Below are 24,699 nucleotides of genomic sequence, written 5' to 3'. Positions count from 1 at the left end.
GCGGCGTCAGAATTCGATCTTGAGGTGATCGGTGACCGGACGGGCCTGGCAACCCAGGATGTAGCCGCTCTCGATGTCCTCGGGGTCGAGGATTTCGCTGTTCTCCATCTCGACCTTGCCCTCGAGCACGGTGCACGCACAGGATCCGCACTCGCCCTCCTGGCAGGAGTAGGGGACGTCGATTCCCTTGGCCAGCATGATGTCGACGAGGGTCTGCTTGCGGGGCCAGCTGAGGTTGTGGATCTCGCCGTCGAGTTCCACTTCCACGGTGGCGGCGTCGGCGGCCTCGTCCTCGGTGACCTCCACGACGTCGGCGTCACGGAACGGGTCGCCGGCCAGCGAGTTGAACACTTCGGCGTGCACCTGGCTGCGGGGCATCCCGGCGTCGGCGAGGGCCTTGTGGATGGTGTCCATGAACGGCGCCGGTCCGCACATGAACGCTTCGTGCCCGAGGTAGGGCGCGACGGCGGAGGCGAGCTGATCGACGCCGGGCAGTCCCTGAACCGTCTCGAGCCAGTGGATGGACACGAGCCGTGACGGGTACCGGCTCGCGAGTGTGCGGAGTTCCTCGGCGAAGATGACCGACTTCTCGTCGCGGTTGGCGTAGAAGAGCACGACCTTGCCGGACCCCTCGGTGAGGGCGGACTTGAGGATCGAGATCACCGGGGTGATGCCGCTGCCTGCCGCGAACAGCAGGAAGTCGTGGTCCAGCGACTTGGGGGTGAACACTCCCGACGGGGGGAGGACCTCGATGGTGTCGCCGACGGCGACGTTGTCGCAGAGCCAGTTGGACCCGTAGCCCTCGGCGGTCCGCTTGACGGTCACCTTGGGCGCGTCGTCGGTGAACGGTGAGCTGGCCAGCGAGTAGCACCGGGCGACCGATCCCGTGCGGTCGCTGGGGATGCGCAGGGTGAGGAACTGGCCCGGTTTGTAGGCGAACTTGTCGGCGAGGTCTGCAGGGACGTCGAAGACCAGTGACAGGGAGTCGGGGGTTTCCTCGACCACGCCCGACACGGTGAGCACCACCGATCGTGAGCTGTGTGGCACCTCGACAGTCGTCATCGTGTGTGCAGTCCTTCCGTACTCCGCAGCGCCGGAACGCTCGCTTGCCTGCTCCAAATATAGAACAGGTTCTAGTTTTTGCCTAGCGGGTGGACTCCGCATGAAGGGGACAGCCTATCGAGTGCCGCCCTCTCCGGCTCGGCCCGGCCGTACCTGCCCGTTCGGGCAGTTTGTGCGCCGCGGTCGGACGGTTCGGCCTCGCAGGCCTGTAACCGGGGCCCGAACTAGGTCACAGTGGGTTCCAGGTGAGACGCCGATCACATCGAGTGCGTCCCCTTCCACAACGCTTCAGATCCGACATCGACTAATCGAGGAGACGGCCATGGCCATCGAGCTCAACCAGATCTGGGACTTCCCCATCAAGGAATTCCACCCGTTCCCGCGGGCACTGATGGGAGTGGGCGCCCACGACATCATCGGCGTCGAGGCGAAGAACCTCGGATTCAAGAGGACCCTGCTCATGACCACGGGCCTGCGCGGCTCGGGCATCATCGAGGAACTGGTCGGCAAGATCGAGTACCAGGGCGTCGAGGTCGTGCTCTACGACAAGGTCGAGTCCAATCCCAAGGACTACAACGTCATGGAGGCGGCAGCGCTCTACCAGAAGGAGAAGTGCGACTCGATCATCTCCGTCGGCGGCGGCTCGAGCCACGACGCCGCCAAGGGCGCCCGTGTGGTGGTCGCGCACGACGGCCGCAACATCAACGAGTTCGAGGGATTCGCGAAGTCCACCAACAAGGAGAACCCGCCCCACATCGCCGTATCCACCACGGCCGGTACGGGTTCGGAGACGTCATGGGCGTACGTCATCACCGACACGTCGGACATGAACAACCCGCACAAGTGGGTGGGATTCGACGAGGCGACCATCGTGACCCTCGCGATCGACGACCCGCTGCTGTACTACACCTGCCCCCAGCACTTCACGGCGTACTGCGGATTCGACGTCCTCGCGCACGGCAGTGAGCCGTACGTGTCGCGTCTCGACTTCGCGCCGTCGCTCGGCAATGCGTTGTATTCGGTGGAACTCGTCGCGAAGAACCTGCGCGAGGCCGTGTTCGAGCCGCGCAACCTGAAGGCCCGCGAGGGAATGATGAACGCGCAGTACATCGCCGGCCAGGCATTCAACTCCGGCGGTCTCGGCATCGTGCACTCCATCTCGCACGCGGTCAGCGCGTTCTTCGACAGCCACCACGGTCTGAACAACGCGATCGCCCTGCCCCGCGTCTGGGAGTACAACCTGCCGTCGCGGTACGAGCGCTACGCCCAGCTGGCCGGGGCGCTGGGGGTCGACACCCGCAACCTCACCACGGTGCAGGCCGCGGACGCTGCGGTCGAGGCGGCCATCCGCCTGGCGAAGGACGTCGGCATTCCGGACAACTTCGGTCAGGTGCGCACCGACTCGTACGACAAGAACCAGATGAACACCAAGAAGTACGAGGGTCGCGGTGACACCATCCGGGGCGACGAGAAGACCGTGCGGGCCATCTCCGAGCACATCCAGGGCGACTGGTGCACGCCGGGCAACCCGCGCGAGGTGACGGTCGAGTCGATGCTCCCCGTGGTCGATCACGCGATCAACAGCGCGTACTGACCGCCTCACCGAAACTCGCGTCCGGGGCGGGAGCCACACCCCAGCCCGGCCCCGCCCCGGATGCGTTCCCACCACCACACCGCTGACGAAGGACGGACGCCCCGATCATGACTGCACCGCACACAGCCCCCGAACCGGAGGACATCCGCTTCGCCGACGGCGCGGAACTGAAGGAGGCGTTGCGCGAGGTCGACTACATCGCCGACGACGAGTTCGCGGTGGTCGTCCACCTGGCGACCGCCCTCGAACGTCCGCTGCTGCTGGAGGGGCCGGCCGGCGTCGGCAAGACGGAGCTGGCGAAGTCGCTGGCCGAGGCGTCGGGGCGCAAGCTCGTGCGGCTGCAGTGCTACGAAGGTCTCGACGACAACCGGGCCCTGTACGAGTGGGACTACGCGAAACAGCTTCTGCACGTGCAGATGTTGCGCGACCGCATCGGCGAGAAGATGGCCGCGTTCGACGACGTCGCCGAGGCGTCGCAGTTCCTGGCCGCGCAGGATTTCGGGTTGTATTCGGAGAAGTTCCTGTCGGTCCGTCCTCTGCTCGAGGCGATCCTGTCACCGGAACCGGTGGTGCTGCTCGTCGACGAGGTGGACCGCACCGAGGAGTCGATGGAGGCGCTGCTCCTCGAAGTTCTCGCGGAGGGGCAGGTCACCATCCCAGAAGTGGGGACGTTCACCGCGCGGTCGGCGCCGTGGGTGATCCTGACGTCCAACGACACTCGCGAACTGTCACCCGCACTCAAGCGTCGTTGCCTGCACTACCACCTCGGCTACCCGACACCACAGCGTGAGCGGGACATCGTGACGGCCAAGGCCCCCGAGGTCGAGGAGGCCGTCGCGGCGGACGTGGTGGATCTGGCTCGCACGTTGCGGCAGTTGCCGCTCCGCAAGAGTCCGTCCATCGCGGAGGTCATCGACGCGGCCCGTGCGGCGGTGGTCCTGAAGTCGACCGGAGTGGCCGTGAGTTCGCAGGCCGCGGTCCGCGACATCCTGCTCACCGCCCTGCTCAAATACACCAGCGACGTCGAACTGGTCCGCACCCGGCTCTCCGGCGAACGGCCGTTCCCGGCGGACGACGGCGAGACCGCTCCGGCCGGGCCGGTGGAGCGGGTGACGGTCGCATCGCGGCCGGCCAACACCACCACCGCGGTGTTCCGCGGGCACGGCGGTCGCGACCGCGGCGGCATCGGCGCGGGTCGGCAGGGCAGGCGCTGACGATGCTCCACCCGCAGCCCGACCCTTCCCCGTCCCTTCCCGCGCAACTCCTCGACGTGCTCGCGGCGTCCTTCGGAAAGGTGTTGCGCCGCTACGGTGTCGCCGCGTCCCCGGCCGAGGTCATCGAGGTTCGCCGGGTGTTCGGCCTGATCGGCGGCCGGGACCTGCCCACGCTGAGGGCGTCGCTGCGTGCGGTGTGCGCGAAGTACACGTACGAGCAGGCGGGTTTCGACCGCGCCTTCGACGTGTTCTTCGCATCGGTCGCCGACGCGGCACCCGACGACGTGCGTGCACCGTCCCGGACCGAGTTCGCGGAGGGCCTGCCCACCGCGCTGGAGGTCGCGGACAACGCGGAGACGGTGCGATACGCCGAATACAACGAGCGCGCCGCAGAGGTGGGCGACCACTTCGACACCCCCGAGGCGCAGAAGGGGTTCAACCCCCACAAGGACGACGACGATGTCAGCATGACGTCGAGCGACGCGGATCTGTCCGTCGATTCGGAAGCCGAATCCGGACGACGCGGTGTCACCTACACGGTGGAGGTCGAGCGGGCGGCGAGCACCGCCGTCGGGGACCTGGCGTCGGCGACGAGCGGTGCCGTCGTCGGATCGTTGTCCTGGGACGATCCGGAGTCGATCCTCGCGTGGCTCGACGCCTACGACCCGAGCACGGTCTACGCCGATTCCGATGGGGCCGAACCACTCACCGCGGCCCAGTTGAACCGGCTGGCGGAGGCGGTGGAGGCCTTCGTCGGCGCGCTGGCGGACGCCCGGGACCTGACCGGCGGACCCGAAAAAGGACCGGAGACCACGAGCGGCACGGTGGCGGCCACGACCCGCGCCGAAGTGAATCAGGCGTGCTACGAGGTGCTTCGGCGGATGCGCGGGCCGTCGCGCCCCCGGCCGCGTGAACTCGCGCGGGGCAGGCTCGACATGCGACGGACCGTGCGCGCGAGCCTGCGGACCGAGGGCATACCGTTCCACCTCATGGTGAAGGCGCCCCGCCCGGACCGGGTGCGGGTGCTGATCCTCGCGGACGTGTCGCTGTCGGTACGACCCGTCACCGCCTTCACACTCCGGCTGGCGCAGGCCATGCATCGCCGGGCGAGCCGCTGCCAGGTCCTGGCGTTCGTGGACCGGCCCGTCGACGTCACGGACACCCTCCTCGCCGGGACCGACGACGACGCGCTCGCGTCGGTGCTCGCCGACCCGCGCATCGACCTGGAGGCGAGCAGCGACTACGGCCGGGTGTTCGCCGACGTGCTGACCGAGTTCGGCACCGACGTGAACTCCCGCACCTCTGTGGTCGTCGTCGGCGACGGGCGGTGCAACGGCCTGCCGCCGGGTGTCGACGAATTCGCCGAACTGCGTCGCAAGGTCCACCGGCTGGCCTGGATCACGCCGGAACCCGAGCGGTACTGGAACCAGGCGTCGTGCGCGATGCCGGAGTACGCGGACATCTGCGACCGTGTCGTCGTCGCGCGGGATGCCGCCCAGCTGATGTCCCGTGCCGCCGAGCTGGGGCACGCGTTGCGGTGAGATCCCCGCTACCTACCCGATCGGGCAGGTCCGCACCTGTCCTTCGGCGGGTGTGGGGGCTCGTCCCGGACCGTAGGGTCTAGGTCAGAGTCTTGTAATCTGGATCACATGCACGCAGGTGTCGGGAGGAGTGTCGACTTGTCCGTGTCCTATCCGTCCACCCGCACCACCGCCCCGGGCAGGCTGGTGAAATTCCACGCACCCGAGATCGTGTTCGGTATCGGGTCCATGGTCGAGGCCGCGCATGCCGTACTCCGCCTCGGCGGATCGAGGCCGATGCTCGTCACCGATCCCGGTCTGATCGACGCCGGCTGGGCCGCCGAACTCCAGGATCAGCTGCGCGAACAGGGCCTCACCCCCGTCGTGTGGAGCGCGTTGACGCCCAACCCCAAGGACCACGAGATCGCGGCCGGGCACGACGCGTATCGCGAGGGCGAGTGCGATGTCCTCGTCGCGCTGGGCGGCGGCTCCGTCATCGACGCGACGAAGGGCATCGCGGTGCTCGCCGCGAACGGGGGAAACATCCTCGACTACGAGGGAGTCGACCAGGCCACCAGTCCGATCCCGCCGCTGGTGATGGTGCCGTCCACGTCGGGGACGGGCGCCGACGTGTCGCAGTTCTGCATCGTCACGGACACGAGGCGGGGCACCAAGATCACCATCATCGGCCGCGCGCTCGTGCCGGACGTGACCGTGATCGACCCCCGGCTGCTGACCACCATGCCGGACTGGCTCAACGCCGCGACGGGCCTGGACGCGCTCACTCACGGCATCGAGGCGTTCGTGTCGCTGGCCCACAACCCGCTCACCGACCACCATGCGCTCCGCGCGGTCGGACTGGTCACCGACACCCTCGTCCGCACCATCGAGGAGCCGATGGAGATGGAGTCGCGTGCCGTCATGGCGCAGGCGAGTCTCGAAGCCGGGCTTGCGTTCACCAATGCGATCCTCGGTGCCGCGCACGCGATGAGCCATCAGGTCGGGGGACTGCTCGACCTGCCGCACGGTGTCATCAACGGCATCCTTCTCCCGCACGTCATCCGATTCAACGCCACCGACGACGCCACCCCGTTCGTCGCCATCGCCGCGGCGCTCGGTCTCGAGGAGCGTCGCGGAACACCCGAGGAGGCCGCTCTCGCGGTCGCGGAACGGGTGGAACGCCTCGCCCGCGAGGTCGGAGTGCCGAAAGGTCTGGGGCAGCTGGGAGTTCGCGAAGCCGACCTGACACGCCTGGCCGAGTTCGCCCTCCGCGACGCCTGCATGTCCACCAACCCGCGCACGGCCACCCAGGAGCAGATGGTGGCGCTGTTCCGGACTGCGCTGTGAGCCCGTGAACGCCCCGGATCTGTCGACGCTCACCGGACTGCGGTCCGGCAAGCCGACGTTCTACCCCCAATATCGTGGCGCCGCAGAACGTCTCGAACGGGTCGTCCACGCGCTGGAACTCATCTCACGGGCCCTCGTCCGCACCGTGGAGGGCCCCGAGACCCTCATCTGCGCGGTCGCCGAGGCGGCCCGCGCGCACCTGGACGCGCGATGGGTCGCGTTCGCCCTCGCCGACGGCATGCTGCCCGACGCCGGCCCGCGCCGGCTGGTCCTGGGGCCGGACGCGACGCCGTTCCTCGTCGACGACGTCGAGGGCCCACCGCTGCCGGACGAGGTCGTGACGTGTCTGGCCGACATCCGGTCCGCGCGCACCGGGGGCGCTCCCGTCATCGACGCGCACCACGCCTTCGTGCCGATCGTCCTCGAGGGTGGCGTCGTGGGAGCCTTCGCGGCCTGGACGGCCGAGCACCGCACTCTCGACACCACCGACGGCGCGGTCCTCAGCATCCTCGCGAGTCAGACCGCCGTGGCACTGCAGAATTCGGCGCTCTACCAGCGGGGACAGCTGCTGCTCGAGCGGGCCGAGCACGCGTACTCAGAGGCGCGCCGCACCGCCTCCGATCTCGCGGTGCGCAACGCCGAACTCGAATCCACCCAGCGTCAACTCGGGGCGGCGCACCGGCACCAGGTGCTCGACGAGGAACGGCACCGGATCGCCCGCGAACTCCACGACAGTGTCACGCAGGCGGTGCTGTCGGCGGGCATGCAGATCGAGGTGTGCCGCAGCGGTGTCCCGGACGACGAACGCAGTGAGAGGCTCGATCTTGCCAAGGAATTGACGCGCCGCGCCGTGGAGCAGTTGCGCTCGGCAATCTACGCGCTCAACCACTCCGGGGGATCCGACCGGACGTCCCTGCCCGAAATGCTCGAGCAACTCGGGGTCGTGCACATGCCCGACGAACTCGCGGTCACCGTCCGCGTCGGCGGCACACCCGCCGAGCTGTCCAGCGACCGGGAACACGCGCTGCTGAGGATCGCCGGCGAGGCACTGTTCAACGCGGCCGTCCACGCCCACGCGACGCGCGCCGTCCTGCGACTCACGTATTCGGCCGATTCGGTGCTGCTCTCCGTCGCCGACGACGGAGACGGAGATCCCAAGCGGATGCGACTGATGCTGCGGATGGCGGCGAACAACGACCTCGACGGGCACCACCGCGGGTTGGCGAACATGCAGGCCCGGGCAGCCGAATTGGGCGGCACCCTCGAAGTGGCGCGGGCCAGGATCGGCGGAGTCCGGGTGGCTGCCCGGATCCCGTTACATTCCGACAGTGAGGTGGACCGATGACCATACGAACCGCGGTGCGTGACCAGGCCGGGTCCGCTCGCCCCACCTCGGTGGTGAAGCTCGTGCTCGTCGACGACCACGCGATTCTCCGTCAGGGTCTGCGATCGGTCCTCGAACGGGAGCCGGATCTCGAGGTCGTCGGGGAGGCGTCGTCCATGCAGGAGGCGCTGGCCGTCGTCGGTGACGTCGCGCCGGACGTCGTGCTGATGGACCTGAAGCTGTCGGCGGCCTCCGACTACGAGGGGCTGGCACTGTGCGCCCAGCTGTCCGCCGCGGACGGCACGATGGGACTGCTCGTGCTCACGACGTTCCTCGACGAGCAACTCGTAGTCCGCGCCATCCACGCCGGCGCCCGCGGATACGTGGTCAAGGATGTCGACACCACCGAACTGGTCCGCGCCATCCGCGCCGTATCCCGCGGCGAGAGCGCATTCGATTCACGCAGCGCGTCGGCGGTGATCCGCTCGCTCAACGGGCAGACGACGCCGCGGGACGGGCTCACCGAACGTGAACTCGAGGTCCTGCAGCTCCTCGCCAAGGGTCTGTCGAATGCGAAAATCGGCGAGCGGCTGTTCATCTCGGCTACGACGGTGAAATTTCACGTCAGCAACATCATGCGCAAACTCGACGTCGGCCGCCGTGCGGAGGCCGTGTACGAGGCGGGCAAACTCGGTCTGATCTGATCCGGCCCCGTCGCGGCGGGGGCAGCGGAACCCGTCGTGACCACCCGCGAACCGGCGTAGCGTCCCCATCATGGCTGCGATCTCGGTGGAGAATCTCGTCAAGACGTTCGGGCCGACCCGCGCACTCGACGGCCTCGACCTCGAGGTGGGGACGGGGGAGGTGCACGGATTCCTCGGCCCCAACGGGTCCGGCAAGTCGACAACCATCCGGGTCCTGCTCGGCCTGCTGCGCGCGGACTCGGGCATTGCGCACCTCCTGGGCGGCGACCCGTGGCGCGACTCCGTGTCGTTGCACCGGCGGCTCGCCTACGTTCCCGGTGACGTGAACCTGTGGCCCAACCTCAGCGGCGGAGAGGCGATCGACCTCCTCGCGGGGTTGCGCGGCGGGCTGGACGAGCCGCGGCGCGCGGAACTCCTCGAGCGATTCGAACTCGATCCGACGAAGAAGGCGCGCACGTACTCGAAGGGCAATCGGCAGAAGGTCGCACTGGTGGCCGCGTTCGCGTCGGACGTCGAACTGTACGTGCTCGACGAACCCACGTCCGGGCTGGATCCGTTGATGGAGTCGGTGTTCCAGGACTGCGTCGAGGAAATGTCCGACGCGGGGAAGACGGTCCTGCTGTCGAGTCACATCCTCGCGGAGGTCGAGGCGTTATGCGATCGGGTGAGCATCATCCGCGAGGGCCGGACCGTGGAGACCGGCACCCTCGCGGAACTGCGTCACCTCACGCGCACGTCGATCACCGCCGAGACGCAGCGGCCGGTTACCGGGCTCGACGCCGTCGACGGGGTGTACGACGTGCGAGTCGACGGCCTGCACACCCGGTGCGAGGTGGACACCAGCGCGATCGACGGGGTGCTGCGCCACCTGCTGACGTTCCGCATCACGTCGCTGACGTCGACGCCACCGACGCTGGAAGAGTTGTTCCTCCGGCACTACGGGGACGAACTGGCCCGAGAGGGCGAGAACCATCGGCGGGCCGAGTCCGGGACGCGGACGCCGTGAGCACGGTGACGGCGCCGTCCACGGCGGGCCGCGGCCAGTATGCGGGAACCGCCCGGCTCGTGCGGCTCGCCCTGCGCCGCGACCGCATCCAGTTGCCGGTGTGGCTGCTCGCTCTCGCAGCGCTGCAGGCATTCTCGGCATCGAGCGTGCTCGGACTGTATCCCACGGAGCCCGACCTTCGCAGTTTCGCTATGGCCACTGCGGCGTCGCCGGTCGCGCTGGCCACCAACGGTCTCGTGTCGGGGTACAGTGCCGGCGCCGTGCTCGCCTGTCAGATCGTCATGCCACTGTCGCTGGCCGCCGGCCTGATGACCACCCTGCTGGTCGTGCGGCACACCCGCCAGAACGAGGAGACCGGCCGCGCCGAACTCGTCGAGGCCGCCGTGGTGGGCCGGAAGGCACTGCTCACCGCAGCCCTGGTGGTCGCGGTCGGCGCGAACCTTGCTCTCGGACTGCTCAACGTCGTCGTGCTGGTGGCGGCGGGTCTGCCGCTGGACGGGTCGGTGGCGCTCGGCGCGGCCGTCGCCGGTGCCGGTATCGCGTTCGCGGCGATCGCCGCGGTGACGGCGCAGGTGACGGACAGTGCCCGCACCGCCAACGGACTGGCCGGGGCCGCCCTGGGCGTGGCATTCCTGTTGCGTGCGGTGGGGGACATGACGGGAACCGTGACGGACAACGGCACGCGGGTGGTGAGCGGCTGGCCGACGTGGGTGTCGCCGATCGGCTGGGCCGAGCAGGTCCGTCCGTACGACGACAACGCCTGGTGGGTGCTGGTGCTCCCCGTCGTGTTCGCACTCGCGGTCGGCTCGGTCGGCTTCGCCCTCACAGAACACCGCGATGTCGGCTCGGGGCTCGTCCCGACTCGCCCGGGCCCCGCCCGCGCGTCCCGTTCGCTGCCGACGGCGGTCGGATCGGCGTGGCGGATACAACGGACGATCCTGTTCTGGTGGGCATTCGGAATCGCTGTCCTCGCCGTGGTGTACGGCGCGATCGCAGAGCAGATCGACGACTTCCTCGGCGAGGGCGAGCAGGTGGCCGACATGATGGAACAGCTCGGCGGCGGCACGACGAACATGGTCGACGCCTACTTCGCCGCCATCTTCGGCATGATGGCGATCGCGGTCGCAGGCTACGCCGTCCAGGCATTGCTGCGGATGCGCGGAGAGGAGTCGGCGGGTCGACTCGAACCCGTTCTCGCGACAGCGGTCTCGCGTCCGCGGTGGATGCTGGCGCACGTCGGCCTGGTCACCGTCGGCATCGTCGTCCTGCAGACGCTGACCGGGGCGGCGACCGGGCTCGCGTACGGTCTGGTGACCGAGGACGCGCCGGGGAAGGTCGTGCACCTCACGGGGGCCGCCCTCGTCTTCGTACCGGCGATCGGGGTGGTCGCGGCATTGGTGGTGCTGGTGTTCGGCGGCGTCCCGGCCTGGTCGGCCGGGCTCTCCTGGGGTGTGCTCGCTGTCTGCCTGATCTTCGGTTTCCTCGGATCACTGCTCGGGCTGCCTCAGGCGGTCCGCGATCTGTCGCCGTTCACGCACGTCCCGCCCGTTCCCGCCGCGGACGTGACGGCCACTCCGCTGATGTGGCTCGCGGTGATCGCCGTCGGCGTGGGTGCCGTCGGAGTGGTGCTGTTCCGTCGGCGCGACCTCACGAACTCGTAGCGGAACCGGGAGGCTGGGCCGGCGGTCGGCGGCGAAGGTCGGTGTCCAGCATGCGGATCAACTCACCGACCCGTCCACCGCCTCCCGGTGCCGCGGGGAAGCGTTCGAGCACATCGACGACGACCGGTGTCGCACGAAGCACCGCTTGCACGACGTGCCCGGCACCGACGGTCCGATCGTCACCGGCGACGAGTTCGGCGGCTCTGGCCGCGTGAGCGCCTGCTCCGAGAACATGTTTGACCTGGGTGGCCTTGGCCAACGGATGCAGATAGGCGGCGCCTGCCGCAGACATCGCTGCCCACGCTGCCTCGCGCGCAGCCACAGTGTCGGTGCCCTTGGCTGCCGCGAGCGCGGCCCACGCTGTGTCGCGCAGAGACTTGCCGCGTTCAGCACCCCGCGCGAATTCCCACGCAGCCGTGATCGCGTCTCGGGGCCGCGAGTCGTGCGGCTGATCGGCCTCGAATATCTCGAGGACCACCTCCGCACACCCGACGGCGAATGCGGTGACCTCACGAAGTTCCTGCGTGCTCAGAACGATCTCGTTCGCTTCCCCTGCCATCGTTCCATTTTCGACCATCGGGGCCGGTGTGCCGTACCGCGCGTTCACGCTGTGTCTTCCCCGAACAGGGTCCGCACGTCGGCGACGTCGTACTCGGCCACCGACGCCGACAGCATGTCCGCGCCTTGCTCGTCGCTCGGGCCGCTGCCGCGGAAAGTGTCGACCGCCGCTTGCAACTCCCAGCGCTCGAAGACGTTGATGCGACCGGGGTCGATCAGGTCGGCGGAGATGGCGAAGTCGAGGCAACCCGCGGCGCCGCGTGCCTGTTCGACGACGCTCACGCAGCCTGCGATATAGGACTCGCGCTGCTGCGGTTCGACGGTGATGTGTCCTGCGACGATGACCATGGTTCGCCTCTCTTCCTGGCGTCCTCGTGTCGAGCCGGTCGGGTGTACTTCGGGCCGGGACGCGTCTTCGCCACAGCACCTCTCATCGCGAGCACTCCCGACCAGTCGTTCACCCTCGCCCGTTCCGACACCATCGCATCCATGCTCGACGACCACGCCGACATACTCCGCGAGCAGATCCTCGCCGACCGCATTCCGTAATCGCTGACGGTCCGTGTGCCCTACTGGGGGCGGATCGGATTGCAGCCGACCCTGACATAGGTGACGATCCCCTCCTGCAGCCCGCACGTAGTGAAGGCGCCCGTCGAGACGCCGACCTCCCACCACGGGGCACCGATCCCGCCGACGCACGATCCGGTCGACGGTGTCCCCGTCGGCACCCACAGGCCATCGCGGCGATAGCCCTGAATCCACGGAATGTGCGAGACACCCCCGGGTCCCGGAATCGCTCGTGGCGTCAGGCCGAAGCACTCGACGGTGCCGATGTGGACCGCAGTCATGCCATCGGGCACGCCCTGCGCCGTGCAGTGCGAGGTGCCCGATGTGGGCGTGGTGCCGGTGTGACAGTCGGCCGAGGGTTCGGCCTGTGCGGGTGCGGCGGCAACCGCGACCACCGCGGCGGCAAGGGCGGACGACGCGGCCGCTCCGGCGAGGAACCTGCGGATCCTTTGGGTCATCGGATACTCCTTCGGGTCCGGCGGCCCCGCTTCTGACGATCGGGTCCGTATGGTGCTTCTGTCGCTGCGGCATCGGATTTCGTTAGCCGTGCGGTGGTGCCGTCGAGGTCGCGGACGGTCGCGACGCTCGAGTTGGCGACGATCACTCCGGGGCTGCGTGACCAACACCGGCTCCAGCGTCGGGGAGCGGGTCTCGCGCCTGCGCGACGGGTCTGTCGGAGCTTTCTATTGCTGTGGTCGTGTTCGGGGGCTAGAATCGAACAAAGTTTCGAATGACCTTGGGGGAGGTTCGTTGTGGGGGGATTGGTGGCGCCGGATCTGGAGGAGTTGCGTGTATTCGCGGCGCGGCTGCGAAGTGTCGAGGCGGGTGTGGACACTGGGTTGGGGATCGAGTGGCTCGATGCAATCGAGGCGTTGAAGTCGGTCGGGTGTGCGGTGCAGGCGGTGATCACCGACGGCGTCGCCACGCAGATACGTGCGGACCGCAGAGCTCGAGGTTTGCCGCGGGTGGAGTGGGACCGCGGCATTGTGTCGCAGATTGCGTTGGCGCGCAGGGAATCCCCGAACCGTGGTGGTCGGCATCTCGGGTTCGCTCGGGCGTTGGTGCACGAGATGCCGCACACCCTGGCGATGTTGCGGTCGGGCCGGTTGAACGAATGGCGAGCCACCCTGTTGGTGCGCGAAACGGCGTGCCTGTCGGCTGCGGATCGGGGCATCGTGGACCGCCGGTTATGTTCGGACCCGGCCACTCTCGACGGCGTCGGCGACCGGGGTCTGATCGCGCGGGCGAAAGCGTTGGCGGTGGAACTCGATGCCGCGGCGGTTGTGGCCCGGCATCGTAAGGCGGTGTCGGAGCGTCGGGTGACGACACGGCCGGCGCCGGACTCGATGGCGTATCTGAGTGTGCTGATGCCGGTGGAGCAGGCGGTGTGTTTGCAGGCCACGCTGGGTCGGGATGCGGACAGTCTCATCGCAACCGGGAACAGCGGCGGCCGTACCCGCAATCAGCTGATGGTGGACTTGTTGTTCGACCGCGGCACCGGAGCATCAGTGGCGTCGGGGGTTCCGGTGGCGGTGAATCTGGTGCTCTCGGACGAGACCCTGCTGGTGGGTGGTCGCGAGGCCGCGCAGTTGCAGGGGTTCGGGCCGGTGCCGGCGGGAATCGCCCGGCAGTTGGTGGCCGACGCCGTCGACAGTGACACCGAGACGTCGTTGCGGCGGGTGTATTCGTGCCCGCAGTCGGGGGCGTTGACCGCGATGGAATCGCAGTCGCGCACGTTCCCGAAAAGCCTCGCCACACTGATCGATCTGCGGGATCGGACGTGCCGCACCCCGTGGTGCGATGCGCCGATCCGGCATCACGACCACATCCGCTCACACCGAGAATCCGGTGCCACGACGGCGGACAACGGGTCCGGGCTCTGCGAGGCCTGCAACTACGCGAAGGAAGGCGACGGATGGTCCGCCCGCCCCGTACACAACCCCGGCGGCACCCACCTCATCGACCTCGGCACCCCGACCGGGCACCACTACCGATCAACCGCGCCGCCGCTCCCGACCCCGGCGCATCTGTGGGCGTCGTGAGGTGGTCAGCAGTCGATCACGAGCCAGCCGCCGTGGTGCTCGAACACCTCGAACTGGCGTCCCGTCGATTCACCGAGCTTCGTGAGCGACGGGGTGTCGAACGTGCGGATGTGTCCGTGGCAGGCCGTTGCCTCGTCCTCGTAGGGGACGGCGACGACAACCCGCTCGCGGGCAACGCGGAGGGCGTCGGATATCACTGCGGCCCCGATGTTTTCGTCGACGTGTTCGAGGAGGTGGATTGCGGTGACGGTGTCGGCGCTGTTGTCGGGAACCGGCACGTGCGCGGCGTCGCAGACGAGGGTGCGCAGATCGAGGCCGAGTTGCAGTGCCACGGCGTCGAGGAGGGTCATGGTGCCGGGCAGGATGTCGGTTGCCGTGACGGACCGACCGGCGCGGGCGAGTCGGAGCGGAAGGAATCCGAAGCACGACCCGAGGTCGAGGACCGAACCGCGGACCAGTTGTTCCGCCTTCTCGTGGATCGGTGCGAAGTCGGCGGTGCCGTCCAGCAGTTCGTTCAGGGAGTTGCGGTAGTAGACGGTCCACGCTTCGAGCGCACCGTCGACGGTAGAGCGAACCAGTCCGACCATGGTCGATTCGAATTCGTCCTGGCCGAAGTCGGCGTCCTCGATGGACGCGGTGACCGAGGCGACGAGTCGTTCGCTCAGATCGTCGGGTGTCAGGGCGTGCGTCACCCGCAGCTGGTCGCCGTCACGGGTGAGTGTGAGCGGCCCGGCCGCGACCCGCTCGACCGTGACATGACCATGTGACCACAGCCCGGATTCGCACGGTGCAAGGGAGTCGAAAGGGGGCGTGTCGAGAGTGGAAGTCATTCGAGGCAACCTTGCCGAGAGGTGATGGCGGGAGTGGGTCAGGTTCGGGTGTCGGGCTCGCCGAGGGAACTCAGCCCATCGTAGAGCGATTGCATTCCGCTGGCGAGTAGTTCGTTCAGTTCGAGCGAATCGTCGTCGAGCCACTGCTCGTACGCCGACATCGCAACGCCGAGTAGAAGATAGCCGACTGTCCGGGGAACGTGGTCGGTCGGTGAGGTTCCGAGCCGGCTCGCGACGTACTCGGCGATGACGTTGCGCCACCCTTCGTACATCACCACCGAATACGCCTGCAGGGCGGGGACTCGCAGGATCAGCCCCATGCGTTTGCGGTGGTTGCGTTCCTCGCTCGCGGGAAACGCGTTGAACTGTAGGAGTGCTGCGGTGAGTCCGTCGACGATCGGGATGTCGTCGGGTTGCGCTGCGAGTTGGGCGCGCATTTCGGCGAGGTGAGCGTCGAAGTCTCCCCACGGGATCGCGTTCTTGGACGGGAAGTAGCGGAAGAGGGTGCGTCGGGCGATGCCCGACGCTTCGGCGACTTCGTCGACGCTGGTGGCGTCGAACCCCTGTTCCGTGAACAGTTCGATCCCGACGGTGCTGATCCGATCCTGCGTTGTGGACGGGCGTCGCCCTATCCGACTGGATGGTTTTCGACGACTTCTCAATTTCGTCCCCTCCCGATCTGTCATTCTGCACTCGATGCCATTACAGTGGTGAGGCGAGTCACAGGGACGGTCTCCTATGACGGGGAACATCCCTCCGGCTCGCGCCGTATCACCGAACAGTAGGAGGAAATCATGTCGGATCGCGACAACAACGTGCTGGAAAACGACTTGGTCGAGGAATCCCTGGTGGAAGAGGTCTCGATCGACGGCATGTGCGGCGTGTACTGATCATGTCCGCTCCAGCTTCTCCTTCAGTGGCCGGCAACGCCGGTATCGATCTCGATGTGGGCTGGAAGCTTCATCCGCAGGTGGCGCTGCGTCCCGAACCTTTCGGGGCGCTGCTCTACCACTTCGGGACGCGCAAGCTGTCGTTCCTGAAGAACCGCACGATCGTCGCGGTGGTCGAAGCGCTTCCCTCACACGCCGACGCCCGGTCCGCACTGCGGGCGCAGGGTATCGGGGACGACGCTGCCGCGCAGTATGCGCGAGCGCTCGGCACGTTGGCCGAGTCGCACATGATCGTCCCCGCCTGACCAGCTCTCTCCACCCGTACCAGAGGACACAGCCCATGACCTCCATGCTCGAAAGGCCGTCCGCCCCGGTCGGCCGCCTCGTCGACCAGTTCGAACTCGGTCTCGACGCCCCGATCTGCCTCACCTGGGAGTTGACCTACGCGTGCAACCTGTCGTGTGTGCACTGTCTGTCCTCCTCCGGCCGACGTGACCCGCGGGAGTTGAGCACCGAGCAGTGCAAGTCGATCATCGACGAACTGCAGCGTATGCAGGTTTTCTATGTGAACATCGGCGGCGGTGAGCCGACGGTTCGCTCGGACTTCTGGGAGCTGGTCGACTACGCGACGGCCCACCAGGTGGGGGTGAAGTTCTCCACGAACGGGGTGAAGATCGACAAGAAGGTCGCCGCCCGGCTCGCGGCCAGCGACTACGTCGACGTGCAGATCTCCCTCGACGGTGCGACGGCCGAGGTCAACGACGCCGTCCGTGGTCCGGGTTCGTTCGCGATGGCGGTGCGGGCACTCGAGAATCTGTCCGAGGCGGGTTTCAAGGACGCCAAGATCTCCGTGGTGGTCACCCGGCACAACGTGTCCCAGCTCGACGACTTCAAGGCCCTCGCCGACAAGTACGGCGCCACCCTGCGCATCACCCGGCTGCGACCGTCGGGGCGCGGCGCGGACGTGTGGGACGAACTGCATCCCACGCAGGCGCAGCAGCGCGAGCTGTACAACTGGCTGGTCGCCAACGGCGAGGGTGTGCTCACCGGCGACTCCTTCTTCCACCTGTCCGCGTACGGCGATGCGTTGCCCGGTCTGAACCTGTGCGGCGCCGGACGGGTGGTGTGCCTGATCGACCCGATCGGCGACGTCTACGCCTGCCCGTTCGCGATCCACGAGCAGTTCCTCGCGGGAAACATCGTGGCGGACGGCGGTTTCCAGCAGGTGTGGCAGACGTCGGAGCTGTTCCAGGAGCTGCGGTCCCCGCAGACCGGTGGCGCGTGCAGCAAGTGCAACCACTACGACTCCTGCCGCGGCGGATGCATGGCCGCGAAGTTCTTCACCGGGCTGCCGATGGACGGCCCGGACCCCGAATGTGTGATCGGCAACGGCGAACTGGCGTTGGCTGCCGCGGGGGAGATCCCGAAATCCAGTGTCGACCATTCCCGCACCGGCCAGCGCCGGACTCCGCGGGCGCCGGTTCCGTTGACGCTGATGGTGCGTCCGCCGGCAAAGATTTGTGACGAGAACCCGCTTGCGGGCATGGACCAGACGTAAGTCGTCTGCCAGGTACGAGAGGTATTGCCATGGGTAAGAATCCGTTCTTCGAGACGGTGGCGGAGGCTCAGCGTCGCGCGAAGAAGCGCCTGCCGAAGTCGGTGTACGCGGCGCTGATCGCCGGTTCCGAGCGGGGCGTGACGGTCGACGACAACATCGCGGCGTTCGCCGAGTTGGGGTTCGCCCCGCACGTCGTCGGTTTGTCCGACAAGCGTGAGCTGTCGACGACCGTGATGGGTCAGCCGATTTCGCTGCCCGTCGTGATCTCCCCGACCGGTGTGCAGGCGGTGCACCCCGATGGCGAGGTCGCGGTCGCGCGTGCGGCGGCGGCACGGGGAACGGCGATCGGTCTGAGTTCGTTCGCGAGCAAGTCGATCGAGGAGGTCACGGCGGCCAATCCTCAGACGTTCTTCCAGATGTACTGGGTCGGCACCCGGGACGTGTTGATCCAGCGGATGGAACGCGCCCGCGCCGCCGGGGCGACCGGCCTGATCATCACCACCGACTGGTCGTTCTCGTACGGACGCGACTGGGGTAGCCCGGCGATTCCCGAGAAGATGGACCTCAAGGCGATGCTCCAGTTCGCCCCGGAGGGCATCGCCCGTCCGAAGTGGTTGTACGAGTTCGCGAAGACCCGCAAGATCCCGGATCTGACCACCCCGAACCTGGCGCAGCCCGGTCAGGAACCGCCCACGTTCTTCGGCGCCTACGGCGAGTGGATGCAGACGCCGTTGCCGACGTGGGACGACATCGCGTGGCTGCGCGAGCAGTGGGGCGGGCCGTTCATGCTCAAGGGTGTCATGCGGGTCGACGACGCCAAGCGCGCCGTCGACGCCGGCGTCACCGCGATCTCCGTGTCGAATCACGGCGGCAACAACCTCGACGGCACCCCGGCGCCGATCCGCGCGCTGCCCGCCATCGCGGAGGCCGTCGGCGACCAGGTCGAGGTGCTTCTCGACGGTGGTATCCGCCGCGGTAGCGACGTCGTGAAGGCCGTCGCGCTCGGTGCGAGGGCGGTCATGATCGGCCGCGCGTACCTGTGGGGCCTCTCGGCGAACGGTCAGGCCGGCGTCGAGAACGTTCTCGACGTCCTCCGCGGAGGTATCGACTCGGCGCTGCTCGGGCTGGGTCATTCGTCCATCCACGACCTCACGCCGTCCGACGTCGTGATCCCGCCGGGATTCGCCCGTGTGCTCGGCGCCGAATCCTGACCGACGAACGGCGTAGATGTCTGCGCAACTGACGGACCCGATCACCCTGGCTGGACGCCACGCCCCGGCCAGGGTGCTTCTGGGTCCGCACCCCACCAATCTCGGTGCGGGAAGAGCGCTTTCCTCGCGGCACGTCGCGTACTACGAGCGTCGGGCGCGTGGTGGTGCGGGGATCGTCGTCACCGAGGTGGCGTCGGTCCATGCGTCCGACTGGCCGTACGAGCGGGCGCCGCTGGCGTCCGACTGCGTCGGCGGCTGGCGGGACGTGGTCGCTGCGTGCCGCCCGCACGGCACGCTGGTGCTGGCCGGGCTGGGGCACACCGGACTGCAGGGGTCGAGTGCGTATTCGCAGGCGGTGCTGTGGGGACCGTCGGGCATTGCCGACGTGATCTCCCGTGAGATGCCGATGCAGATGGAGCGGGCGGAGATCGACGGTCTCGTCGAGGGCTTCCGTGCCGCGGCCGCCGCGGCCGTGTCCGCGGACGTGGACGGTGTCGAGCTCGACGCGGGACCGAGAGGGATACTGCGGCAGTTCCATTCGAACCTCACCAATGTGCGCGATGACGCGTACGGCGCCGACCCGCTGCGCCTCACCCGGGAGGTCCTCGCCGCCGTCCGCGACGAGCTGGGCCCCGGCCGGGTCCTGTCGCTCCGCCTGAGCTGCGACGAGGCGACGTCCTGGGCGGGGATCACGCCGTCGATCGCCGCCGGACACGCACGAGAACTTGCCGAGGATCTCGACCTGCTCGTGGTGGTCCGGGGCGGACCGATGACGCCGAACGCGTACCGCCCCGACTTCCACCGGCCACCCTCGTTCAACACCGAGCTCTGCCGGGACATCCGCGCCGCTGTCGCGGGCGTGGTCCCGGTCGTTCTCCAGGGCAGCGTCGTCGATCCGGCCGACGCCCGGCAGGCGCTCGACGAGGGCGTCGCCGACGTCGTCGAGATGACGCGTGCCCAGATCGCCGACCCGGATCTCGTCGTCAAGATTCGGCGCGGTGCGGCGCCGCGGCCGTGCGTCCTGTGCAATCAGACGTGCCAGGTGCTCGACCCCCGCAATCCGGTGGTCACGTGTGTCGGTAATCCGACGGCCGGGCACGAGACCGTCGATCCCGTCGAGGACACCGCCGAGGTGGCCACCGGCGCGGTGCTGGTGGTCGGCGGCGGCCCGGCCGGTCTCGAGGCGGCGCGAGTGCTGGCCCTGCGCGGTCACCGCGTCACCGTGGCGGACGCGTCGGCCCGGCTCGGCGGGATGGTGCGGGCAGCCGTAGGTGCGCCGCACCTCGGAGCGCTCACCGATTGGCTCGAGAACGAATGCCGCAGCCTCGGAGTCGAATTCCGTCTCGGCACCGCTGTCTCGGACGCCGACATCGATGCCGCGGAACGCGAGGGCGCGACGGTAATCCTCGCGACCGGCAGCAGGCCCCGCCCGTTGCCGTTTCCCGCCAAGGGGAACGTCCGGTGCGTCGGCGCCGCGGATCTGCTGGACGGGGGACCGCCGACGAAGGGGCCCCATGTCGTCTTCGACCCGGTCGGCGGACCGGTCGGCGTGGCAGTCGCCGAATGGCTCGCGGCGCAGGGGCGCGACGTGAGCATCGTGACCCAGGACTCCGTGGCCGGCTCGCGACTCGGCATGACCGGAGATCTCGCCGATGCCAACACCCGGATGCAACGAGCCGGGGTGACGCGCCACCTCGACAGTCGCATCGTGTCGATCGGCGACGACGGCATGCGTATCCGCAACCGGTACACCGCCGAAGAGTCGGTGGTGCCGTGCGCCGTGCTGATCGACTGCTCACACCGCCTCTCCGAGGACACACTCGGCTCGTCGCGTCCGGATGGGGTGCGGATCGGCGACTGCGTGGCCCCCCGCACACTGCTCGAGGCCGTCCGGGAGGGTCGCGCCGAGGCGCTGACCTGGACCGCGCACAGGCAGAACGAGTTCGACCACCATCCGTTCACCCTCGTCAACGAGAGATAGGACATTTCATGGGACAGTTCGACGGCAAGGTCGCGTTCATCACCGGGGCTGCCCGTGGGCAGGGACGGACGCACGCGGTGCGGTTGGCGCGCGATGGTGCGGCGATCATCGCCGTGGACATCTGCGGGCCGGTGTCGGAGTACAACAGTTACGAGCCGGCGACGCCGGACGACCTGGCCGAGACGGTGCGGCTCGTGGAATCCGAGGGCGGCAAGATTCTCGCCGAGCAGGCGGACGTGCGTGACAGTGCGCAACTGAAGGCTGTCGTCGACCGGGGAGTCGAACAGTTCGGCCGGCTCGACATCGTGATCGCGAACGCCGGGATCTGCAATTGGAACCGCTTCTGGGAGATGCCCGACGAGCAGTGGGAGACGTTGATCGACGTGAACCTCACCGGGGCGTGGAAGACGCTGAAGGCTGCGGTGCCTGCGCTGATCGAGGGAGGTCGCGGGGGTTCGATCATTGTGATCAGCTCCGTCGCGGGCATCAAGCCGTTGCCGGGGCAGGCGAATTACGCCGCCTCCAAGTTCGGGCTCGTCGGACTTACCCAGACCGCGGCAAAGGAACTGGGCGAATACGGGATTCGGGTGAACTCCGTTCACCCGTACGGGGTGAAGACTCCGATGGGCACCGATCCGGGCAGCCTCGTGATACTCGAGAAGCACCCGCACTACCTGTCGAGCTTCGGCACCATCCTCACCGAGCACCCGCTGGCCGACACCGACGACATCACCGATGCGGTGCTGTGGCTGGCCGGCGACGGTTCGCGGAGGGTCACGGGCAGTCAGGTCGCCGTCGACATGGGCAACACCAAGGTGTGAGCACCTCCGCGTACCGCCACCTGTTCACCCGATTGCGTCTGGGGCCGCTGACCCTGCGCAATCGGGTGGTCTTCTCCGCGCACCTCACGGGGTACGCCGTGGACGGCCTGCCCACCGCGCAGCACGCCGCCTACTATGCGGCGCGCGCGAAGGGCGGTGCCGGCCTGATCGTCTCCGAGGAGCACGCCACCCATCCGGGCGACTGGCCGTACGAGAAGGTGATCGCCGGCTACCGGCCGGAGGTCGTCCCGGGGTACCGGCGGATCACCGACGCGGTTCACCAGCACGGAGTCCCGATCCTGGCTCAGGTCAACCACAACGGTGGCCAGGGGTCGAGCATGTACTCGCGGCGGCCGCTGTGGGCGCCGAGCGCAGTCCCCGATCCACTGTTCCGCGAAGTTCCCAAGGCGGTCGATCAGCGGGAGATCCGGACCCTCGTCGACGGGTACGCGCGCGTGGCCGAGCATTGCGTCCGAGGCGGATTCGACGGGATCGAACTGCAGTGCTCCCATTCGTCGCTGGTGCGCAGTTTTCTCGCCCCCGCCACGAACCAGCGCACGGACGATTACGGGGGATCGTTGGAGAACCGGGCCCGGTTCCTCCTCGAGGTCGTCGAGGCCGTGCGCGTCGCGATCGGTCCGGATCGCGCACTCGGGGTGAGGCTCGCGGGGGAGGATCTGTTCGACGGTGGAGTCCGCCTCGACGAGGCGGTGGAGGTGGCCGCTCTGGTCGAGGCGGGCGGCCGTGTCGACTACATCAACACGTCCATCGGGATGGCCACCGAGACGCTCCACATGATCGAGGCGTCCATGGCCGTCCCTCGCGGGTACGCGCTGTTCGTCCCGAACGCGATCCGGCAACGGGTCGGTCTTCCCGTGGTCGGTGTCGGCCGATTCTCCGATCCGCACCAGGCCGACCAGGCTCTGGACGAGGGGCACTGTGACCTGATCGGGGTGGTGCGCGGCCAGATCGCGGACCCGGATTTCGCGGCGAAGGCCCTGGCCGGCGAAGAAGGAAACGTCCGAACGTGCCTGGCGTGCAATCAGGAATGCATCGGACGTATGGGGCTCGGCCGGTGGCTCGGGTGCGTCGTCAACCCGCGCGCGGGCAGGGAATCGGTCCTGCTGCCCGAACCGACGGTTCCCGGCAGGCGGGTCTTCGTGGTCGGCGGTGGACCGGCCGGGCTGAAGGCCGCGGCGACCGCGGCGCAGCGGGGGCACGACGTGACCCTGTTCGAACGCGCGACGGTTCTCGGCGGCCAGGTCCGGACGGCTGCCGTCGTCCCGGGGCGCCGTGAGTTCCTCGACTTGGTCGTCGATCTGGAATCGGAATGCGTTCGGCGCGGTGTGGATGTGCGGACCGGCACCGACGCGACCGCCGGGGCGCTGATGCAGGGACGTCCCGACGTGGTGGTGCTCGCGACCGGGGCGCGTCCGCGCCGACCGCGCTGGGCGGGCGCGTCGGACCGGGTGGTGGACGTGCGGGACGTGCTGGAGGGCCGCGCGCGTCCGGCCGGGACGGTGCTGGTGGTCGACGAATTGGGATTCCATCAGGGCACGTCCGTCGCGGAGTTCGTCGCCGACGCCGGGTGTGCCGTCACGATCTGCACACCGGGGATGATCGTCGGCCAGGACCTCGGCATCACGCTGGACCTCGAGGGCTGGAACCGGCGGGCGCACGACAAGGGCATCACGCAGGTGACGGACGTGGTGCCGACCGGGTGCGAGGCCGTCGACGGAGGGCGGCTCGCGGTCACGCTCCTGCATCATCCGACCGGTGAGTCGCGGCAGCTCACCGTCGACTGGGTGGTGTCCTCGGCGCATCAGCAGCCGGAGGAGGAGCTCTGGAAAGACCTGGCCGACAGAGGTATCGAGGTTCATCGCATAGGCGATGTCCTGGCTCCGCGCCGCGCGCATTCCGCCGTCATCGAGGGGGAGCGGGTTGCGCTCGCGCTCTAGCGCCCGCAGCGGCCGGTTCCGCATCGCCTAGCATCGGTGGATGCCCCATTCCGGACACCTCGACGACGCGGTGTGGCCCGAACTCGTGTCCCGCGTGTCGACGGTAGTGGTCCCGGTCGGCTCTCTCGAGCAGCACGGACCGCATCTGCCGCTCGACACCGACACCGCCATCGCCGACGCCGTGTGCCGCGCGCTGCCGCACGTACTGGTGGCGCCCCCGATCGCCTACGGAGCCAGCGGCGAGCACGAGGGGTTTCCCGGGACGGTCTCGCTCGGGTCGGAGGCGCTCGAAACCGTGCTGGTCGAGTACGGCAGGTCCGCGTGCCGGTGGGCCGACCGCGTGCTGTTCGTCAATGGGCACGGAGGGAACGGGCCCGCGCTGGTCAAGGCTGTCGCCTTGCTTCGGTACGAGGCACGGGATGTGGCTTGGGTGCCGTGTGCGGTACCCGGGGCGGACGCCCATGCCGGGCGTACGGAAACGTCCTTGTTGCTACACCTTTCACCCGCTCGAGTGAGGTTGTCCAGGGCTGAAGCCGGTAATACGGAACCTGTTGCGAGGTTGATGCCAAGACTGCGCGAAGGCGGTATGGTCGCCGTGTCGGCCAACGGCGTGCTCGGTGACCCGACGGGCGCTACGGCCGCGGAGGGGGCGCAGATCTTCGGCGTACTCGTCCACGCAGTCACCAAGGCACTGGCCCGGTGGGAACCGGGCCCCGATGGAAGGCTCCGGTCGGAACCGGGCGCCGATGGGAGGCTCCAATGACCCGCACGGGCGTCCTCGAGTTGCCGAGGGCGGATTTCCGGCATGCCGACGCGACTAATTTCCGGCATGCTCTGCCAGCGCTCTCCGA

General features: G+C 68.4%; 24 protein-coding genes. 18 read left to right on the top strand and 6 right to left on the bottom strand.

The window, feature by feature from the left end:
- Positions 1-6 precede the first annotated feature (6 nt).
- Positions 7-1,062, bottom strand: coding sequence for a ferredoxin--NADP reductase (locus tag JVH1_RS06045; RefSeq protein WP_009479295.1), 1,056 nt, complete (start codon positions 1,060-1,062; stop codon positions 7-9).
- Positions 1,063-1,384: 322 nt separating this feature from the next.
- On the opposite strand from JVH1_RS06045, the gene mdo reads away from it, so the two are divergent.
- The 8 genes from mdo to JVH1_RS06005 all read left to right on the top strand — a co-directional run bounded on the left by mdo (position 1,385) and on the right by JVH1_RS06005 (position 11,432).
- A complete protein-coding gene (gene mdo / locus JVH1_RS06040) occupies positions 1,385-2,656 on the top strand; it encodes an NDMA-dependent methanol dehydrogenase (protein WP_005239439.1) in 1,272 nt (423 codons plus the stop codon).
- Positions 2,657-2,763: 107 nt separating this feature from the next.
- On the top strand, positions 2,764-3,870 hold the full coding sequence (locus tag JVH1_RS06035; protein ID WP_009479296.1) for a MoxR family ATPase: 1,107 nt from the start codon (positions 2,764-2,766) through the stop codon (positions 3,868-3,870).
- Positions 3,871-3,872: 2 nt separating this feature from the next.
- A complete protein-coding gene (locus tag JVH1_RS06030; protein WP_009479297.1) occupies positions 3,873-5,411 on the top strand; it encodes a VWA domain-containing protein in 1,539 nt (512 codons plus the stop codon).
- 138 nt (positions 5,412-5,549) lie between these two features.
- Complete coding sequence (locus tag JVH1_RS06025; protein WP_009479298.1) at positions 5,550-6,737, top strand: iron-containing alcohol dehydrogenase; 1,188 nt, start codon at positions 5,550-5,552, stop codon at positions 6,735-6,737.
- Positions 6,738-6,741: 4 nt separating this feature from the next.
- On the top strand, positions 6,742-8,082 hold the full coding sequence (locus JVH1_RS06020; protein ID WP_009479299.1) for a GAF domain-containing sensor histidine kinase: 1,341 nt from the start codon (positions 6,742-6,744) through the stop codon (positions 8,080-8,082).
- Positions 8,079-8,765: a response regulator transcription factor gene (locus JVH1_RS06015; RefSeq protein ID WP_009479300.1), complete on the top strand. Its 687-nt coding sequence runs from the start codon at positions 8,079-8,081 to the stop codon at positions 8,763-8,765. Before JVH1_RS06020 ends, JVH1_RS06015 begins: the two co-directional genes overlap by 4 nt.
- A gap of 70 nt (positions 8,766-8,835) precedes the next feature.
- Positions 8,836-9,771, top strand: a complete 936-nt coding sequence (locus JVH1_RS06010) for an ABC transporter ATP-binding protein (protein ID WP_009479301.1) — start codon at positions 8,836-8,838, stop codon at positions 9,769-9,771.
- On the top strand, positions 9,768-11,432 hold the full coding sequence (locus tag JVH1_RS06005) for an ABC transporter permease (RefSeq protein ID WP_009479302.1): 1,665 nt from the start codon (positions 9,768-9,770) through the stop codon (positions 11,430-11,432). Before JVH1_RS06010 ends, JVH1_RS06005 begins: the two co-directional genes overlap by 4 nt.
- On the opposite strand, the gene JVH1_RS06000 is transcribed toward JVH1_RS06005, so the two are convergent.
- Together JVH1_RS06000 and JVH1_RS05995 are read right to left on the bottom strand one after the other, a co-directional pair.
- Positions 11,419-11,991: a putative immunity protein gene (locus tag JVH1_RS06000; RefSeq protein WP_051033795.1), complete on the bottom strand. Its 573-nt coding sequence runs from the start codon at positions 11,989-11,991 to the stop codon at positions 11,419-11,421. The genes JVH1_RS06005 and JVH1_RS06000 overlap by 14 nt on opposite strands.
- Before the next feature lie 44 nt (positions 11,992-12,035).
- Entirely contained in the window at positions 12,036-12,338 is a 303-nt protein-coding gene (locus JVH1_RS05995) for a putative quinol monooxygenase (protein ID WP_009479304.1), read from the bottom strand.
- Positions 12,339-12,380: 42 nt separating this feature from the next.
- Here JVH1_RS05995 and JVH1_RS05990 point away from each other — a divergent pair, with 42 nt between their 5' ends.
- Positions 12,381-12,539, top strand: coding sequence for a hypothetical protein (locus JVH1_RS05990; RefSeq protein WP_009479305.1), 159 nt, complete (start codon positions 12,381-12,383; stop codon positions 12,537-12,539).
- A gap of 20 nt (positions 12,540-12,559) precedes the next feature.
- Here the strand turns inward: JVH1_RS05990 and JVH1_RS05985 are convergent, their stop codons facing one another.
- Complete coding sequence (locus JVH1_RS05985) at positions 12,560-13,015, bottom strand: hypothetical protein (RefSeq protein ID WP_009479306.1); 456 nt, start codon at positions 13,013-13,015, stop codon at positions 12,560-12,562.
- Positions 13,016-13,309: 294 nt separating this feature from the next.
- Here JVH1_RS05985 and JVH1_RS05980 point away from each other — a divergent pair, with 294 nt between their 5' ends.
- Positions 13,310-14,599, top strand: coding sequence for an HNH endonuclease signature motif containing protein (locus tag JVH1_RS05980; protein WP_009479308.1), 1,290 nt, complete (start codon positions 13,310-13,312; stop codon positions 14,597-14,599).
- Between the two features lie 5 nt (positions 14,600-14,604).
- Here JVH1_RS05980 and mftM read toward each other — a convergent pair whose 3' ends face one another.
- Together mftM and mftR are read right to left on the bottom strand one after the other, a co-directional pair.
- Positions 14,605-15,429 (bottom strand): mycofactocin oligosaccharide methyltransferase MftM, encoded by an 825-nt coding sequence (mftM, locus tag JVH1_RS05975; protein ID WP_009479309.1) that lies wholly within the window; start codon positions 15,427-15,429, stop codon positions 14,605-14,607.
- 38 nt (positions 15,430-15,467) lie between these two features.
- Complete coding sequence (gene mftR, locus JVH1_RS05970) at positions 15,468-16,091, bottom strand: mycofactocin system transcriptional regulator (RefSeq protein ID WP_029539479.1); 624 nt, start codon at positions 16,089-16,091, stop codon at positions 15,468-15,470.
- 132 nt (positions 16,092-16,223) lie between these two features.
- Between mftR and mftA the strand changes: the two genes are divergently transcribed.
- Genes mftA through mftE form a run of 8 tightly spaced genes read left to right on the top strand, consistent with a single transcriptional unit; the run spans position 16,224 to position 24,611 of the window.
- On the top strand, positions 16,224-16,319 hold the full coding sequence (gene mftA, locus JVH1_RS05965) for a mycofactocin precursor MftA (RefSeq protein ID WP_005573048.1): 96 nt from the start codon (positions 16,224-16,226) through the stop codon (positions 16,317-16,319).
- Positions 16,320-16,321: 2 nt separating this feature from the next.
- Positions 16,322-16,624, top strand: a complete 303-nt coding sequence (gene mftB / locus JVH1_RS05960) for a mycofactocin biosynthesis chaperone MftB (RefSeq protein ID WP_081437482.1) — start codon at positions 16,322-16,324, stop codon at positions 16,622-16,624.
- A 35-nt stretch (positions 16,625-16,659) separates the two neighbouring features.
- On the top strand, positions 16,660-17,877 hold the full coding sequence (mftC, locus tag JVH1_RS05955; protein ID WP_007295767.1) for a mycofactocin radical SAM maturase: 1,218 nt from the start codon (positions 16,660-16,662) through the stop codon (positions 17,875-17,877).
- Positions 17,878-17,906: 29 nt separating this feature from the next.
- Complete coding sequence (mftD, locus tag JVH1_RS05950) at positions 17,907-19,088, top strand: pre-mycofactocin synthase MftD (protein WP_009479311.1); 1,182 nt, start codon at positions 17,907-17,909, stop codon at positions 19,086-19,088.
- 16 nt (positions 19,089-19,104) lie between these two features.
- On the top strand, positions 19,105-21,069 hold the full coding sequence (locus JVH1_RS05945; RefSeq protein WP_009479312.1) for a mycofactocin system FadH/OYE family oxidoreductase 1: 1,965 nt from the start codon (positions 19,105-19,107) through the stop codon (positions 21,067-21,069).
- 8 nt (positions 21,070-21,077) lie between these two features.
- Positions 21,078-21,890 (top strand): mycofactocin-coupled SDR family oxidoreductase, encoded by an 813-nt coding sequence (locus tag JVH1_RS05940; protein ID WP_009479313.1) that lies wholly within the window; start codon positions 21,078-21,080, stop codon positions 21,888-21,890.
- A complete protein-coding gene (locus JVH1_RS05935) occupies positions 21,887-23,848 on the top strand; it encodes a mycofactocin system FadH/OYE family oxidoreductase 2 (RefSeq protein WP_009479314.1) in 1,962 nt (653 codons plus the stop codon). Before JVH1_RS05940 ends, JVH1_RS05935 begins: the two co-directional genes overlap by 4 nt.
- A gap of 40 nt (positions 23,849-23,888) precedes the next feature.
- Positions 23,889-24,611, top strand: coding sequence for a mycofactocin biosynthesis peptidyl-dipeptidase MftE (mftE, locus tag JVH1_RS05930; RefSeq protein ID WP_009479315.1), 723 nt, complete (start codon positions 23,889-23,891; stop codon positions 24,609-24,611).
- The last annotated feature ends 88 nt before the right edge of the window (positions 24,612-24,699 follow it).

The sequence above is a fragment of the Rhodococcus sp. JVH1 genome (genome assembly GCF_000280725.2).
GTDB lineage: Bacteria > Actinomycetota > Actinomycetes > Mycobacteriales > Mycobacteriaceae > Rhodococcus_F > Rhodococcus_F jostii_A.
The sequence above is the reverse complement of the archived record's forward strand: the minus strand, read 5'-3'. Positions and strand labels throughout refer to the sequence as shown.